The organism is Catellatospora coxensis, assembly GCF_016862635.1.
Taxonomy (GTDB): Bacteria; Actinomycetota; Actinomycetes; order Mycobacteriales; family Micromonosporaceae; genus Catellatospora; species Catellatospora coxensis.
This window is the reverse complement of record NZ_BONI01000015.1, coordinates 120,932-135,127: the sequence shown is the minus strand read 5'-3', so window position 1 is coordinate 135,127 and position 14,196 is coordinate 120,932. Positions and strand designations below refer to the sequence as shown.

Sequence of the window (14,196 nt, the reverse complement as noted above, 5' to 3'; positions counted from 1 at the left end):
TTCCCGTCGGCCTTGCGGACCGCGTACCGCAGCACCTCCGGCGCGTACCGCCGGTACAGCGGGTCGAACGCCTCCAGGTCGCCGGACTGCGCCAGCGCCACCAGTTCCCGCACCGACATATCGACCAGATCAGACAGCCGCTGCCCGTTTTTGGGCAGGGTAGAGCTACGCTTGTCGTACATCGTTCAAGGTCCTTCCTGGCAGAGGGGACTTGGATGTCAGGCCTCGGCGGGGGTGGAGCCCCGCCGGGGCCTTTGCCGTTGGTTGTCGGCCGGTGTCGGCTGACGTAGGAACATCATGCACATGGCGCACTATGTGCGTCAAGTGCTATGTGCGTCCTGCCTGAGATTTGTGCTCTACTTAGTGCGCTAAGGAGGGTGAGAGCATGGCGCTCGTGTCGGGAACCCCGGCGTTTCAGCAGGTAGCGGCCGATATTCGTAACCAGATCAGCAGTGGGTCACTTCCTGCTGGCGCTCAACTACCGTCGATGGCACAGCTCAAGGAGTTGTACTCCGTGTCGAGCACCGTTGTGCGTGACGCGCTGGCCGAGCTGCGCCGGGAGGGTCTCGTAGTCGGTCAGCAGGGCAAGGGCGTCTTCGTTCGGGATCGGGCAGCGCCCGGCGTGGCATCAAACGACGATGACGAGATCATCGGACGCCTTGATGCGCTGGCGGAGGCTGTCCGGCAGCTTGACGCGCGGCTTGCTCGACTCGAACAAGCCGACGCTCCAGTGCGGACACCTCGGAGCTAAACCAATCCAGCCGCTCTACGACGGCGCGTCGCTGCGCCGGGGAAAGCGCCCTGGTCGTTCGGTGCTGTGTTGTCATGCACATAGATAACCCCCGCCTTTGGGGTGGACAACAGGTTGACCGTCGATCAACCTCGAATCAGTCCATTCATATGGGGAGGGGCGCTCACGTGAGCGACGATTCGGGCCGTACACCGGCGCAGGACGAGCTGGTCAGAGCGTTCATTGCCGAGTTGAAGCACTGGCGGGCGGTGTCCAGCTATTCGCAGAAGGCGCTTGCACCACTGGTCGGCTATGACTCGTCGTACATCTCCAAGGTGGAGAGCGGCGCATTGATCCCCAGCAGGGAGTTCGCAGAGAAGGCCGATCAGCACCTTCGCGCCGGGCGCGCCCTGTTCCGACGTTGGCGGGAGTTGGCAGATGCTGGCATCGGGGCCGATACGCGCTCGCACGACGGGGGCGGCCTCGACCAGCAGCCCGCGCCAGGGTCATCGTTGGTGGTGGAGCACGAGGATTCCGAGCTGAGCTTCAGGGACGGCATGGTTCGCACCTACGTGCGCAGACTGCTCCACAACGTCGGCACGGAACCGGTGACGAGCTACCTCATCCGGATAGCGGTGGACCGTCACCCCGGTGACCCTGAGCGCTCCAACCGCCTCTACCGGCAGAACCCGCTGACGTGGGAGGAGATCAACCTCGCTGCGTTTTGCGGAGATGAGCCGATGGCGCGGCGCGTCATGCATGACCGTGACGCGTTCAAGGAGGTGTGGCTCCTCTTCGAGAACGAGGACGGTAGGTTCCCGCTCTACCAGGGCGAGAAAACGTGGATTGAGTACGCGTACACCGTGGAGGAGTCGAAGTGGGGTCCCTGGTGGCAGCGTGCAATCCGGCTGCCCACACGCAGGCTGAGCCTTGCCGTCGTTCTGCCGGCGGAGCGTCAACCGGTGGTCTGGGGTATGCAGACCTCCATGACCGCTGAGGCTTCCCCGTTCCGCACGCCGTTTGCGCGAGAGGAGGCGGGGGACACGGTCACCTACCGGTGGGCTACGGACGAGCCGCCCCTCCACGGCCGGTTTCGAGTTGAGTGGAAGTTCAAGAACCCGAGCGTGCCAGGAGGCGCGGCAGAGATGGACGACATGACGCCAAGCGACAAGATGCGGGCACTCGGCATCGTCCAGGAGGGCGAGAGCATCCTCCAGGAGACGGCCCGGCCGTTCGACCTCCCCGCTGAGGCGGACGACGCCCGGCGTGTCGTGACCGAGCTCGTGTCACGGATGGAGCGCGTTGCCCAGGTCCACAATTTCGCCAAGGGTGTGGGCATTGCGGCACCGCAGATCGGCATCGGCCGGGCCGCCGCGGTCGTTCGTACTCCCGAGGGCCACCTGATCACACTGCTGAACCCACGGGTCATTGCCGAGTCCATGACGGCAGACGAGCAGTACGAAGGCTGCCTGAGCTTCTTCGACGTGCGCGGCATGGTGCCTCGGCCGACTGTGATCGAGGTCGAGCACCAGGACATCGAAGGGAACAGGCTCATCACGGAGTTCTCGGATGGAGTCGCGCGCCAAGTGGGTCACGAAGTGGATCACCTGGTGGGCATGCTCTACCGCTCTCGAATGAAGCCAGGTGTTGAGCCGATTTCGGTCTCTCAGTACCGGGGCACCGGGCAGCGTTGGGGTTACCCGGCGACGACGTGAGCGGCCTTCGCGAACATCGTGGCCCGCTGAGAGCGACGCTAAGCCAAGATCCCTGTGTCGCAATAGGCAGGGCATGCGCCCGGAGTGAACCGCATGGCGAGTGCCGTCACGTCAGATCGCGGCGCGGTGGGTCGTGTCGAGGCGAGAGTCTAGATTGCAGGCGCGCCGGGTAGGCGTCGCTCCGGGCCTCAGGCGACGCGTCGGCCAGTGACGAAGTAGCGGGAGAGGCGGCGTGCCTGCTGCCTCTCCCGTACCCTCAGCGTGTAGCCCTCGCTCGTACCAGGTCGGTGTCAGCGTCCTGGTGCGGCGAGGGCGTTTACGTCACCAGTGGTTCTTGTACTCCACGGTGCCATCCTCGTACCGCACGCTCTCGACGTAGTCGAGCAGCGTGGGGTTCTCGAACCCGGAGCAGATTTGCCCGAGCGGCGCGTCGAACACGACGGTCACGCCGCCGAGACCGCCCGCCACCGCCTTCACGGTGCAGTAGGTGTGCCGTTCGGTGTACTCCCGGGCGGCGCGGCCACGACCGCGCGTCTTTGTCCGCTGGCCCGTCATCGGCTCCCCGATGCGGATGGTCAACTTCTCGGTGTTCTCGTCGGTGGCGTGGCACTCAACGATCTTCTTCTTTGTGCGCTCCTCGGCGCTGTCAACAGTCACGAAGATCATGGTAGGTGCTCTGGGGCCTTTGTCAAGTAAAGTTCATGTTCAGCATGTGTGTGCGTTATAGACACACTCACAGCTTGAATGTCTGATTTGAGTAGACAGCCTCGGTGCACCTGTCTACCCATGGCACGGGCTGGATGCGAGCCCGCCGTAGCAAGCCCGGCCCGCCGTGGGGTCTGGCGCAGGGGAGGGAAATAAGGCCGCCTGCGGCGGCTCATTACCTGCGCGGCTCCGCTTCGCTACGCCGCTTGGCGTAAAGCCATCTGTAAAGCCAAGCGATCTGACAGGGCAACTCTTCGACCGACGTGGACAGACAGTTGGCGCAGGCAAACGGCCTTAGATGACACTGGCCGACTATGTGCGCCAAGTTTGCAAGGCGGGGGTTAGGAGTTCGATTCTCCTAGGCTCCACCAGCGAAACTAGGCTGTATCGCAGGCTGTTGAGCAGTCGGCGGTGCAGCCTAGAGCATTTTCCGGCCCGGCTTCTCGCACCGATATGCCTGGCGTGCCCCGGCCGGCGCTGGCAGGATGCGCCCGGTGACCACGGACATTCACGGTTGCATCGAGGTCCGGTATCCGTTCGCTGACCAGGACTACTGGTCGGACGAAGAGCCATGGACCGTGGCGATGGACCTGTTCCCGCTGCTCACCGATCAGAGCTACGCTGCGTTCGGCTGCCTGTTCGGCGTGCGCAACCACCAGGGATGGATACCGGTGGCCGAAGACCGGGGTATGCCGGCCGACGCGAGCACAGAGTTGCGCGAGCGGGTCGCGTCGTTCGAGCCGAGCGATATCCATGGACTGACCTGGGTGAACTGGGCCGAACTCAGCGATCTCGACATGGCGGTGCGACCACCGGTCGAGACCCGTGGTCGGCGCGAGGCGTCCGGGCCCGTGCTGACGTATGGCGCTCCCAGCCGCGCCGAGGTGATCGGACCCGGTAGCGGATGGGAACATGTGTTCGCCGTGATGAAAGCGCTTGCGGGAAGGTTCGGCGACGAAGGCGTGCGGCTGGTCGTTCATTTCGCCTGAGGTCACGGTGCTCCGATCGGCGGTGCCGGTGCAGTACGGCCGGCATGGCGGGGGATGCACCACGGCAGCAGCCACTTCCCGGTACCGCATCTCACGACGTGGCCGGCTGCCTCGGGAGCCAGGCCCGTCGTGGTCTGTGCCGGCGGGTCAGGCGTACGTGTCGAAGAGGGCGTTGCGGAAGACGGGAAGGGGATCGATCCGGGATTTGGCGGCCATCGCGGCGTCCCAGCCCGGGTAGGCGCGGCGCACCTGCTCACGGGTGGCGTGCAGCCGGTACGGCAGGTAGAAGGTCCCGTTCACGTCCAGCACCGCGTCGATCAGCTCGCGGGTCAGATCGCGCATCCGGGCGTCGGCCTGCGCGGTGCGTTCCTGCCGGAAGTTCATCACCAGCCCGAACACGTCCTCCCGGGCGTACGCGAGCATGCTGCGGGTGTCCCGGCGCACGTCGCGAACCGTCACGTTGAGCAGTTCCTGCCCCGAGCGCTGGATGATCTCGCGGGCGGCGGTGATGAACTTGGCCAGCGTCGCGTGCGGCACGAAGTACTCGTGGAGGATGTCGGACGTCTGCTCGGAGTGGTCGGCGAACACGGCGGCGGGCTGGTTCTGGATGCTGTTGCGGCTGAGCGGCCCGGCCAGCCAGGGAGCGGCTTCGCGTTCCAGGGTCCAGCGCAGCATCTTGCCGAGGCTGCTGCCGGCGGAGTTGCGGAACACGGCCCGCTGCAGCGACGAGGCGTCCGGCCCGGCCAGCGGCAGCACGGTGCCGACGGTGCCCGCCTCGGGCGTGAACCGGACGATGACCGCCTCTTCCAGGAAACTGCGCGGATCGACGGACAGCCGCCCGTACGCCATCTCGGCGGTCGAGCCCGGGGCCGACACGAGCCGGGTGAACTCCTCGACGTAGTCCAGCGCGGGCACGCTGTCGAAGTGCGGGACGTAGCGGGCGTTCGGCCACATCTCCAGGTCGGCTTCGAGGATCACGCCGAACATCCCGTAGCCGCCCAGCACCAGCCCGAACAGCTCGGCGTTCTCGGCCGGCCCGCAGCTGACGACCTCGCCGGCGGCGGTGAGCAGGCGCAGCCCGCGTACCGTGCTCGCGATGGGCGGGTGGCCGGTGTGCCAGCCGTGGCAGTTGACGCTGAGCGAGCCGCCGACGGAGAAGTCGTGGTTCGACTGCATGACCTTCGGTGAGAACCCGTCGGCGTTGAGCACCGGAATCAGGTCGCGCCAGGTGGCGCCCGCCCCGACGCGTACCACCCGGGCCGTGCTGTCCAGGGAGATCTGGTTCATCGGCCGGGTGTCGAGCACCCAGCCGCCGGCCAGCATGCTCTGCCCGCCCATCGAGTGGCGTACACCCGCGACGGCCAGGGCGGGGTCGTCCCCGGCGGCGATCCGGCGCAGCAGCGGGCCGACCACCCGGGCCGTCTCGTCAGGGGCCGGGGACGCGTAGAGGACGCCGCGGACCGCGGTCGGGTTGATCCGGCTGGCGTCGTCGAGCAGGGCGCCCGGCGGGGGTCCGGCAGGGATCGCCCCCTCTGCGGCCCAGTCGCTCACCGCGAGGGTGGCGGCGCTGCCCAGGGTCAGCGCCCCGGCTGCGGTGGCACCGTGGGTGAGCACCTGCCGCCGGGTAGGACGCCACCGTGCCATGCCGCCACCTCCGGGTATGAGAACCGGTTTCTTTCTACCGCCGGGAGTTGCCGCGCACAGGCGGGTGAACGGTCAGGTACTCAGGCCGCCATGGGCCGGAATGGGGCATGAACTGCGTACACACAAGCCGCGGAAAATGAGGTTGCCTCGCCGGCGCGGCGGCCAATACGGTATGCCCACACCAAGAACGACACCGCAGGAAACGGACCGGAGACAGACATGAGCGCCTACTCGAACGCGATGCAGCGGCTGACGCCGTGCGTCGAGTGCGCCATGCCCGCCGCCGCCCGACGCGGTGCCGGTTATGGCTGGGAACTCGTCCCCGGACGAGGCGGATGGCGCTGCTGACGCGCCATGACAAGCGGCTGACGCCGCCCGCCTCCGGACTCGGAAGCGGGCGGCGTTCTTGTTATCCGGCACCTGTGAGCAGCGAAGACAGCACGAAGCCCCGGCTCTGGCCGGTGGTGTCGCACCTTGAGAACTCCACAGTGGATGGCGTAAGAGAAAGCGCGTCGCATTCGCGGCGCAGCGGTCGATTCGGCTATGGGTAGGCCTCCGCGCTCTCGACGCGGGAAAGCGGGTTCGAGCCCCGCATCGACTACGCAAGGAAAGAAGCTCGCGGTTGTCGCACAACGGCAGTGCGCTGCCTCGCCATGGCAGAGACCCGGGTTCGACTCCCGGCTACCGCTCCATTCCCCATCACAGCATTCCAGGAGGTGACCCGATGAACGCAGTACTCGTCCTCAACGCCGATCTCGGCCCGCTCCACCGGGTCAGCCTGCGTCACGCCCTGCGCATGCTGTGGCGGCAGGTCGCGGTGGTGCACGAGGCGGAGCCCGATCAAGCCATCGGCGTATGGCCGATCCCGAAGGTGGTGCGCCTGGTCAGCTACGTGGTGACGCGCTGGCGCTACCACGGCGGGCCGGCCTGGTCGCGGCGCGGCGTGCTCGCCCGTGACCAGCACCGGTGCGCCTACTGCGGCGGTCCGGCATACACCATCGACCATGTCATGCCCAGTTCGCGGGGCGGACGCAACACCTGGCTCAACACGGTGGCCGCCTGCGGCGGCTGCAATCAGCGCAAGGGTGACCGCACGCCCGCCGAGGCGCGGATGCCGCTGCGGTACACCCCGTCGGCACCGTCCTGGACGGTGCTGGCCAGGCGCTGACACGAGTCGCGGGGACCACGGGGCCCCGCGGCTCCGGGCTGCGGGATGGGGGTCCCGCAGTCTCTTTCGCGGGTCGTCCAACGGCAGGACACCTGATTCTGGATCAGGGAATCGAGGTTCGAATCCTTGCCCGCGAGCGTTGTACACGGGCCTATAGCTCATCTGGTAGAGCGCCGCTCTTGCAAAGCGGAGGCGGCCGGTTCGACTCCGGCTGGGTCCACGGTTCCACCCGCCCTGATGGCGCAACTGGACAGCGCACCGGTCTACGAAGCCGGGGGTTGCAGGTTCGAATCCTGCTCAGGGCACGCAGTGAAGAACGGGATGTGGCGCAGCTTGGTAGCGCGCTGCACTGGGGGTGCAGAGGTCGTCGGTTCGAGTCCGGCCATCCCGACCAGCAGGTCCACGGCGCGGTGGACGAACGGAAGAGTCACCCGCCTTTCAAGCGGGAGTGTTGCGGGTTCGAATCCCGTCCGCGCTGCTCGAAAAGCAACACCACGCGGATGCGCCGACGATGGAGAGTCGGGCCCGGCTGTAACCCGGGTGCCTTGTGCTCAGGGAGTTCGAATCTCCCCATCCGCACGTTCTCGGCTTCGTGACGTCCCGGGTGGGGCGCTCCGTCTGCAAAACGGATGACCTCGGGTTCGACTCCCGGCGAGGCCTCTTCACGACGCCATCCGCTGTGGGTTGTCGCTGCTCGGTTAGGGTGCGCAGATGGCACCGACCACGATCACCGAAGCCGACGTGGCCGCCGCGGCCGCGCGCATCGCCGGGCGCTTCCGGCGTACGCCGCTGGCGGCGATCGAGCCGGGCGGGCTGTTCGGCACGACCTGGCTCAAGTGCGAGTACATGCAGCACACCGGCAGTTTCAAGGCACGGGGTGCGCTCAACCGGGTGCTCTCGGCGCAGCAGGCCGGCGAGCTGGACCCGGCGGTGGGCGTCGTCGCCGCGTCGGGCGGCAACGCGGGGCTGGCTGTCGCGTACGCGGCCCGGGCCTGCGGGGTGCCTGCGACGGTCTTCGTGCCGGCGACCGCTCCGGCGTTCAAGGTCGACAAGCTGCGCGGTCTCGGCGCGCGGGTGGAGCAGCACGGCACCGAGTACGCGATGGCGTACGAGGCCGCCGTGAAGCATGCCGCGGATGCGGGCGCGGTGTACTGCCACGCGTACGACCAGGTGGAGATGGCCGCCGGGGCCGGGACGATCGGGCTGGAGCTGCTGGCCGACATTCCCGGCGGGTTCGACACCGTGCTGGTCGCGGTGGGCGGCGGCGGCCTGATGGCCGGGGTTGCCGCCGCGCTGGCCGGACGGGCCCGGGTCGTCGCCGTCGAGCCCGAACGTGCGCCGAGCCTGCACGCCGCGTTCGCGGCGGGCGGGCCGGTGGACGTCGCGGTGTCCGGCGTCGCGGCCGACTCGCTGGGCGCGCGCCGCATCGGGGACATCGGGTACGCGGTCGCGGTGCGCGAGGCGGTGCACAGCGTGCTGGTCAGCGACGACGACATCGTGGCCGCCCGCCGCGCGCTCTGGGCCGACCGCCGCATCGTGCTCGAACACGGGGCCGCCGCCGCGCTCGCGGCCCTGAGCGGCGGTGCCTACCGCCCCGCCGCCGGCGAACGCGTCGTCGTCATCGCCTGCGGCGCCAACACCGACCCCACCGACCTCTGACCCACCCACCTTGCGCAACTCTTAAAAACTCGCGGCTTCAGAACCTCCACGAGGCCGCGACTTTTTAAGAGTTGCGGCAGGCGAGGGAGCCGGGCGGTCAGAAGACCTGGGTGAAGTATTCGCGGCTGAGGATGCGGAAGTAGATCCAGGAGGGGAGCTTGTCGTAGCCGGGCTGGACGGCCTGCAGGACGGTGACCTGGCTGACGTGGGCGTCGAGGGCGGCGCGTTTCTCGCTCGCCACGCTGTCGATGGTCATGGCGACCGTCGGGGCGGGCAGGCCCTGGGCGGGGTCGGTCGGGTACATGTCGCGGAAGGTGGGGGACAGGTCCTTCGCCACCGAGATCATCGACTCGGGCAGGGTGGCCTGGTAGAAGTGCCGGACCGGGAAGTCGGGCGCGTGCCGCCGGGTGTTCAGCACGGTCTTGACCCATACCCCGACCTGGGCGTGATCCGGGTGGCCGTAGAAGCCGACCCGGTCGTCGAAGCTGATCACGACGCTGGGCCGGTACTCGTCGATCAGGTTCAGGATGGTCTCCTGCGCCTTGGCGCCGTCGGCCGCGGGCAGGCCGCTGTCGCGGAAGTCGAACAGCTCGACGTTGTCGGCCCCGAGCACCTTGCCGGCGTTGTCCGCCTCGACCGTGCGGCGCTGCGCGAGGTCGGACAGCGAGGCCTTGGGCACGTTCGCGGCTTCGCCTCGGGTGAGGTACGCGATGGTGATCTCGGCGTCGGCCTCCTCGCTCATCCGGCGCAGCGAGCCAGCCACGGTGATCTCGTCGTCGGGGTGCGCGAAGATCGCCAGCAGCCGCTTGGGGGCGCTTTCCGGGAAAAGGCTGTCGGTCAGCGGCACCGAGGTGTCGTTGACGTACCGGTTGAGGCCGAAGACCGTGACCACCGGCAGGACCAGCAGGCACGCCAGCGCCGACAGGAGGATCTTGTTTCGCCGGGTGACGCGCATGTGCTGTTCCGTTCCGAGGGGGTGGGCGGAACCCGCCGCCCCCGGCGCGGCGAGCGGCCGCGCCCGGACCAGCCGTGCTCCGGTCGGACCACCTTAATGGGTGTTCAGCCCCGCTCGTCAGCGGGCCGGGCCGCGGTACCTGAGGAAGGCGGGCACGGCCAGGGCGAGCACCGTCATCGCGACTATCACGAGTACCCCGCCGCCCGCCACCGCCGCGCTCGCGCCGGCCACCGGCACCGCGACGCCGTGCAGCAGGTCGGCCAGGCGCGGCCCACCCGCCACCACGACGGTGTGCACGCCCTGCATCCGGCCGCGCATCTCGTCGGTCGCCGCGGCCTGCAGGATCGCCCCGCGGAACACCATGGAGACCATGTCGGCGACGCCGGCGACGCCCAGGAACACCACGGCCAGCCACAGCGAGCTGCTCATCCCGAAGCCCGCGATCGCCGCGCCCCAGGCGCAGACCGCGATGACCAGCATCAGGCCGTGCCGGCGGATGTGCGAGAAGGTGCCGGAGAGCAGGCCGCCGAGCAGGGCACCGATCGGGATCGCGGCGTACAGCATGCCCAGCGCGAAGTTCTCGTTCACTCCCGGGAACGCGGTGTCGGCGAGCTGCGGGAACAGGGCGCGGGGCATGCCGAAGACCATGGCGATGACGTCCGCGGCCATGGAGACCATGAGCAGCCGGTGGGTCGCCAGGTAGCGGAAGCCGTCCAGGATGTCGGCCAGCCCGGCCCGGCGGGCGACGCCTGACAGCGGGGGCAGCGACGGCAGCCGCCAGACGGCGTACAGCGCGGCGCACAGCGCGATGGCGTCGAACAGGTACAGCAGGGGCAGGCCGAGCAGCGGGATCAGCGCGCCGGCCAGCATCGGGCCGGCGATCTGGCCGCCCTGCATGACGGTCGAGTTGAGTGCCCCGGCCGCGGGCAGTTCCGCGGCGGGCACCAGCCGGGCGACCGAGGCGGTGCGGGCCGGCATGTTCATGCCGAACAGCGCCTGCTGCACGGCGACCAGCACCAGCAGCAGCGGGATGGAGTTCACGTCCAGCGCCGCCTGCAGCCAGAAGACCACGCACAGCAGGGCGATGCCCGAGTTGGTGAACAGCAGCATCCGGCGGCGGTCGACGGTGTCCGCGATCGCGCCGCCCCACAGCGCGAAGACGATCAGCGGCGCGAGTCCCGAGATGCTGGCGATGCCGACCCAGACCGAGGAGCCGGTCATGTCGTAGATCTGCTTGGGCACCGCGACCGCGGTCAGCTGACTGCCGAGGGCGGTCACGATGGTCGAGGTCCAGAGCCGGCGGTACGGCCGGTGCCGCAGCGGCCGGGTGTCCATGAAGAACCGGCGACGCCGCGCGGGAACGGCCGTCCCTGGTTCGGCCTGCTTCTCGGCTACCTCGCTCACGCGCAGAACCTTAGCCGAGCAAACGATCTGTGGGCCAGGGCTGGTGACCGACACAACCGGCCCGCGAACAATATTCAGCCGACGGCGGCAACCTTCCCCGCGGAGCACGCATCTTGCAGGTCGTCACTACGGCAGGAACACCTCGCCTGCCGCCACTCCTCAGCCAACGGGGGCAAACGTGGTCGACTCGCCATCAGCGGAGTTCGACAGCTTCGTCCGACACCGCTCACCGGCGCTGCTGCGCGCCGCCTACCTGCTCACCGGGGACCAGCATCTGGCCGAAGACCTGGTCCAGTCCGCGCTCGCCCGTACGCACCGCTCCTGGCGGCGGCTGCACGACAGCGGCAACGCCGAGGCGTACACCCGCAAGGTCATGTATCACCTCCAGGTCGCCTGGTGGCGTCGCGGCAAGGTCGCCGAGGTGCTGCCCGGTGAGCTGCCCGAACGCGGGCGCGGCGGGGACCATTCCAGCGCGTCGGCACTGAAGCTCAGCCTGCGGGCAGCGCTGCTGAAGCTGTCCGACAAGCAGCGGGCGGTGCTGGTGCTCCGCTTCTTCGAGGACCGCACCGAGGCCGAGGCCGCCGAGGTGCTCGGCGTCTCGGTCGGCACGGTGAAGTCCCAGACCGCCAAGGCGCTCGCCCGGCTGCGTGTGATCGCCCCTGAACTGTCCGACCTGCACGCCGCGAACGGAGTCGCCCGATGAACGCCCCGATGGACAACCTGCGGTCCGGCCTGGCGGACCTCGCCGACGACGTGAACCCGGTGGACCTGCGCGACCGGGCGCTGCGTACCTCGCACCGGATCGGTGTGCGGCGCACCGTGCTGACCTCCGCGCTGTCGCTGGTCCTGCTGGGCAGCGCCGGCGTCACCGCCGTCGCGATGACCGGCGGGGGCGGCGCCGACCCCGATACCGCCACGACGCCCTCCGTGTCCGCGTCGCCGCCCTCGCCGTCGGCCTCGGCACGACCGGCGGTCACCGGCGACTACTACTTCATGCGGGAGGCCGGCACGACGAAGCTCGAGCTCCACGTGCTGCACGAGAGCTACCCCTGCGGCACACCCGAGCCGGGGACCTGCGAGCCGGTCACCCGTACGGAGAAGCTGCGGACGATCACCCACCCGGCCGACGACGCCTGCCCGTGGCAGACGGTCACCGTTTCACCCGACGGCCGCCAGGTCGCCTGGGTTGTCAGCGCCGACGATCCGAGCGGCGCCAGCGGCGACCTGATGATCGCCGACGTCCGTGGCGGCACGGCGCAGAAGCGGGGCAGCCGGGTGCTGTGCCTCGGCACCGGCAACGTGGTGTGGAGCCCCGACTCCACCCGGCTGTACGTCGGCAAGATGGACAACGCCGGCACGGTCGGCGTGGTCGACGCGAGCAGCGGGAAGTTCAGCGCGATGGAGCGCGACGCCTGGAAGGAGGCGCGGGCGCTGGCCACCGGGCCGTTCCGCGGCACGATCGGCGAGGGACGGCTGACCGTCACGAAGGCGGACGGCACCGCGCCTCGGTCGGTGCCGTACGAGACCGAGCACGGCTTGGACGCGGTGGTGCTGGGGGTGTCCCACGACGGCCGGTACGCGGCGGTGAGCACGGATGCCGGTGACCCGAGCCGGCGGCTGCACGTCGCCGACGTCATCGACATGACCTCGGGCCGCCCTGTCACGTTCCCGGTCGGCGAGGCCTCGTCGGTGTGGTTCCTGCCCGACGGTTCGCTGGTCGTGGGCGTGTCCGGCGATCCGCGCAAGGTTTACCGCCTGGACGCGGACCTCCGGGTGGTCGCCCAGTTCACGGTGGACAAGGCCCAGCTCGGGAACCGGATGCTGGTTCAGGCGGCTTTCGGCTGAACCCCGCCGAACGGCTGTCGGCCATGGAGAGGTGAAGCGGTGCGGGGCTGCGGTCCCGCACCGCCTTTCTGCATGTTCGGCCAGTGTCTGGCCTCGGCGGGCTCCCGCTAGGCTCCGCGGCCATGGGCATCCTGGGACGGATCGAGAACTGGCGGGCGAAGTTCTTCGTGTGGATCGGCCTGCCGGTCATCGCGGGGATCGGCTTGCTGTACGGCACCCAAGATCTGGTGCCGGCCTGGCAGGCGCACTCCGGTGGCGGCACTCCCGGCCTGTTCACCGCGATGAGCGAGGACTGCGGCAAGTACAGCTGCTCCTTCTACGGCGAATGGGAGACCGCTGACGGCAGCACCCGCAAGGACGTCATCCTGTACGACGAGCCGGACTCGATGCGGGTCGGCAAGACCGTCGACGCGGTCGACACCGGTGCCCGCAAGGGCGTCTTCGCCACCACGGGCGGCTCCACGTACCTGCTGATCACGGGTTTCACGCTGGCGGGCATCGCGGCGGCGATCGGCTGGGTCTTCGTGGTCGTCCGCGCCCTGCGGCGACGGCAGGCGAAGGCGCGGGCGAAAGAGGACGACAAGGCGCTCTTCCGAATCGGCAACTGACGATCTTGTTTCACGTGAAACATCGACAAAACAGACCAAAAAGGGCCCTCGGCATCGAGGGCCCTTTTTGGCTCCTGTCGCGGGTCAGATCGTGCAGGAGTCGTCGTCGCACACCGCGCCGCGCGGTGTGGGCAGGACCGTGAGCGGCGATTTGCTCTCGCGGCGGCTCACCTCGTCGAGCACCTCGCGCAGCGTGGACGGGTCCTGCGCGCCGCTGATGCCGTACTTGCCGGCGAAGACGAACATGGGCACGCCGGTGACGTCGAGTTCGCGGCCCATGGCCAGCTCCTCCTGCACCTCGGCCACGCCCTTGGTCGAGTCGAGCAGTGTGCGCATCTCCTGCTCGTCGTGGCCGAGTCCGGCCGCGACCGCCGCCAGCACGGCGCGGTCGCCGACGTCGAGGCCGTCGGTGAAGTGGGCCCGGTGCAGCGCCTCGACCATCGGGCGCTGCTCGCCGTGCTGCCCGGCCCACCAGATCAGCCGGTGCGCGTCGAAGGTGTTCGCGTTGATCGCGCGGTCGAAGTTCATGGTGAGGCCCTCACCCTTGCCGACCTCGGTGACCTGGGTGAACATCCGCCGCACGTTGGCCTCGCCGCCGTAGCGGCGGCCCAGCCACTCCACCAGCGGCCCAGGCTCGGCCGACGGGTCGAGCTGGAAGGCGCGCCAGGTCAGGGTCACCGGTTCGTCGAAACCGTCGAGCGCCTTCAGCAGGCGCTGCTCGCCGATCCAGCACCAGGGGCATACGACGTCGGAGTAGATCTCGATCTGCACGTC

The 14,196-nt window shown here is 68.9% G+C and carries 13 protein-coding genes, 9 tRNA genes and 1 pseudogene; 17 read left to right on the top strand and 6 right to left on the bottom strand.

The annotated features are described in order from the left end of the window. Window positions 1–182, bottom strand: a pseudogene (locus Cco03nite_RS11360) (sigma-70 family RNA polymerase sigma factor); the annotation flags it as partial. A gap of 203 nt (window positions 183–385) precedes the next feature. On the opposite strand from Cco03nite_RS11360, the gene Cco03nite_RS11355 reads away from it, so the two are divergent. Both Cco03nite_RS11355 and Cco03nite_RS11350 read left to right on the top strand, forming a co-directional pair. Further along, window positions 386–751: a GntR family transcriptional regulator gene (locus Cco03nite_RS11355; RefSeq protein ID WP_203692007.1), complete on the top strand. Its 366-nt coding sequence runs from the start codon at window positions 386–388 to the stop codon at window positions 749–751. A 167-nt stretch (window positions 752–918) separates the two neighbouring features. Then, entirely contained in the window at window positions 919–2,445 is a 1,527-nt protein-coding gene (locus tag Cco03nite_RS11350) for a peptide deformylase (protein WP_203692006.1), read from the top strand. 321 nt (window positions 2,446–2,766) lie between these two features. Here Cco03nite_RS11350 and Cco03nite_RS11345 read toward each other — a convergent pair whose 3' ends face one another. Next, on the bottom strand, window positions 2,767–3,102 hold the full coding sequence (locus Cco03nite_RS11345) for a hypothetical protein (protein WP_203692005.1): 336 nt from the start codon (window positions 3,100–3,102) through the stop codon (window positions 2,767–2,769). 542 nt (window positions 3,103–3,644) lie between these two features. On the opposite strand from Cco03nite_RS11345, the gene Cco03nite_RS11340 reads away from it, so the two are divergent. Continuing rightward, window positions 3,645–4,139, top strand: a complete 495-nt coding sequence (locus tag Cco03nite_RS11340) for a hypothetical protein (protein ID WP_203692004.1) — start codon at window positions 3,645–3,647, stop codon at window positions 4,137–4,139. 147 nt (window positions 4,140–4,286) lie between these two features. Here the strand turns inward: Cco03nite_RS11340 and Cco03nite_RS11335 are convergent, their stop codons facing one another. Further along, window positions 4,287–5,783, bottom strand: a complete 1,497-nt coding sequence (locus Cco03nite_RS11335) for an FAD-binding oxidoreductase (protein ID WP_203692003.1) — start codon at window positions 5,781–5,783, stop codon at window positions 4,287–4,289. 530 nt (window positions 5,784–6,313) lie between these two features. Here Cco03nite_RS11335 and Cco03nite_RS11330 point away from each other — a divergent pair. The 11 genes from Cco03nite_RS11330 (at window position 6,314) to Cco03nite_RS11280 (ending at window position 8,610) form a co-directional block, all read left to right on the top strand. Then, window positions 6,314–6,384, top strand: a tRNA-Glu gene (locus Cco03nite_RS11330). A 17-nt stretch (window positions 6,385–6,401) separates the two neighbouring features. Beyond that, window positions 6,402–6,475: transfer RNA gene (locus Cco03nite_RS11325), tRNA-Gly, on the top strand. A 32-nt stretch (window positions 6,476–6,507) separates the two neighbouring features. After that, on the top strand, window positions 6,508–6,951 hold the full coding sequence (locus Cco03nite_RS11320) for an HNH endonuclease (protein WP_203692002.1): 444 nt from the start codon (window positions 6,508–6,510) through the stop codon (window positions 6,949–6,951). 66 nt (window positions 6,952–7,017) lie between these two features. Beyond that, window positions 7,018–7,088: transfer RNA gene (locus Cco03nite_RS11315), tRNA-Gln, on the top strand. Window positions 7,089–7,098: 10 nt separating this feature from the next. Further along, a tRNA-Ala gene (locus Cco03nite_RS11310) sits at window positions 7,099–7,171 on the top strand. 11 nt (window positions 7,172–7,182) lie between these two features. Continuing rightward, window positions 7,183–7,256, top strand: a tRNA-Arg gene (locus Cco03nite_RS11305). A 12-nt stretch (window positions 7,257–7,268) separates the two neighbouring features. Continuing rightward, window positions 7,269–7,345, top strand: a tRNA-Pro gene (locus Cco03nite_RS11300). 10 nt (window positions 7,346–7,355) lie between these two features. Then, window positions 7,356–7,429: transfer RNA gene (locus Cco03nite_RS11295), tRNA-Glu, on the top strand. Window positions 7,430–7,447: 18 nt separating this feature from the next. After that, window positions 7,448–7,530 (top strand) — tRNA-Tyr (locus Cco03nite_RS11290). A 7-nt stretch (window positions 7,531–7,537) separates the two neighbouring features. Next, a tRNA-Cys gene (locus Cco03nite_RS11285) sits at window positions 7,538–7,611 on the top strand. 51 nt (window positions 7,612–7,662) lie between these two features. Further along, window positions 7,663–8,610: a threonine/serine dehydratase gene (locus tag Cco03nite_RS11280; RefSeq protein WP_203692001.1), complete on the top strand. Its 948-nt coding sequence runs from the start codon at window positions 7,663–7,665 to the stop codon at window positions 8,608–8,610. 97 nt (window positions 8,611–8,707) lie between these two features. Here the strand turns inward: Cco03nite_RS11280 and Cco03nite_RS11275 are convergent, their stop codons facing one another. Then, window positions 8,708–9,565 (bottom strand): PIG-L deacetylase family protein, encoded by an 858-nt coding sequence (locus Cco03nite_RS11275; protein ID WP_203692000.1) that lies wholly within the window; start codon window positions 9,563–9,565, stop codon window positions 8,708–8,710. A gap of 117 nt (window positions 9,566–9,682) precedes the next feature. After that, a complete protein-coding gene (locus Cco03nite_RS11270; RefSeq protein WP_239167293.1) occupies window positions 9,683–10,969 on the bottom strand; it encodes an MFS transporter in 1,287 nt (428 codons plus the stop codon). 178 nt (window positions 10,970–11,147) lie between these two features. Between Cco03nite_RS11270 and Cco03nite_RS11265 the strand changes: the two genes are divergently transcribed. The 3 genes from Cco03nite_RS11265 to Cco03nite_RS11255 all read left to right on the top strand — a co-directional run bounded on the left by Cco03nite_RS11265 (window position 11,148) and on the right by Cco03nite_RS11255 (window position 13,422). Beyond that, window positions 11,148–11,672 carry a SigE family RNA polymerase sigma factor gene (locus Cco03nite_RS11265; protein WP_239167292.1) on the top strand — a complete coding sequence of 175 codons (525 nt, stop codon included), beginning with the start codon at window positions 11,148–11,150 and terminating at the stop codon, window positions 11,670–11,672. Beyond that, window positions 11,669–12,814 carry a hypothetical protein gene (locus Cco03nite_RS11260; RefSeq protein WP_203691997.1) on the top strand — a complete coding sequence of 382 codons (1,146 nt, stop codon included), beginning with the start codon at window positions 11,669–11,671 and terminating at the stop codon, window positions 12,812–12,814. Before Cco03nite_RS11265 ends, Cco03nite_RS11260 begins: the two co-directional genes overlap by 4 nt. A 122-nt stretch (window positions 12,815–12,936) precedes the next feature. Continuing rightward, window positions 12,937–13,422, top strand: a complete 486-nt coding sequence (locus tag Cco03nite_RS11255; RefSeq protein ID WP_203691996.1) for a hypothetical protein — start codon at window positions 12,937–12,939, stop codon at window positions 13,420–13,422. Between the two features lie 84 nt (window positions 13,423–13,506). Here the strand turns inward: Cco03nite_RS11255 and Cco03nite_RS11250 are convergent, their stop codons facing one another. Then, the gene (locus tag Cco03nite_RS11250; protein WP_203691995.1) at window positions 13,507–14,193 is read right to left on the bottom strand and encodes a DsbA family oxidoreductase; all 687 of its coding nucleotides are present in this window, start codon (window positions 14,191–14,193) and stop codon (window positions 13,507–13,509) included. Between the last annotated feature and the right edge of the window lie 3 nt (window positions 14,194–14,196).

Coding starts and splice junctions, on each gene's coding strand:
- Cco03nite_RS11260 (WP_203691997.1), top strand. CDS start 11,669: ATGAACGCCCCGATGGACAACCTGCGGTCCGGCCTGGCGGACCTCGCC.
- Cco03nite_RS11280 (WP_203692001.1), top strand. CDS start 7,663: ATGGCACCGACCACGATCACCGAAGCCGACGTGGCCGCCGCGGCCGCG.
- Cco03nite_RS11255 (WP_203691996.1), top strand. CDS start 12,937: ATGGGCATCCTGGGACGGATCGAGAACTGGCGGGCGAAGTTCTTCGTG.
- Cco03nite_RS11335 (WP_203692003.1), bottom strand. CDS start 5,783: ATGGCACGGTGGCGTCCTACCCGGCGGCAGGTGCTCACCCACGGTGCC.
- Cco03nite_RS11320 (WP_203692002.1), top strand. CDS start 6,508: ATGAACGCAGTACTCGTCCTCAACGCCGATCTCGGCCCGCTCCACCGG.
- Cco03nite_RS11355 (WP_203692007.1), top strand. CDS start 386: ATGGCGCTCGTGTCGGGAACCCCGGCGTTTCAGCAGGTAGCGGCCGAT.
- Cco03nite_RS11275 (WP_203692000.1), bottom strand. CDS start 9,565: ATGCGCGTCACCCGGCGAAACAAGATCCTCCTGTCGGCGCTGGCGTGC.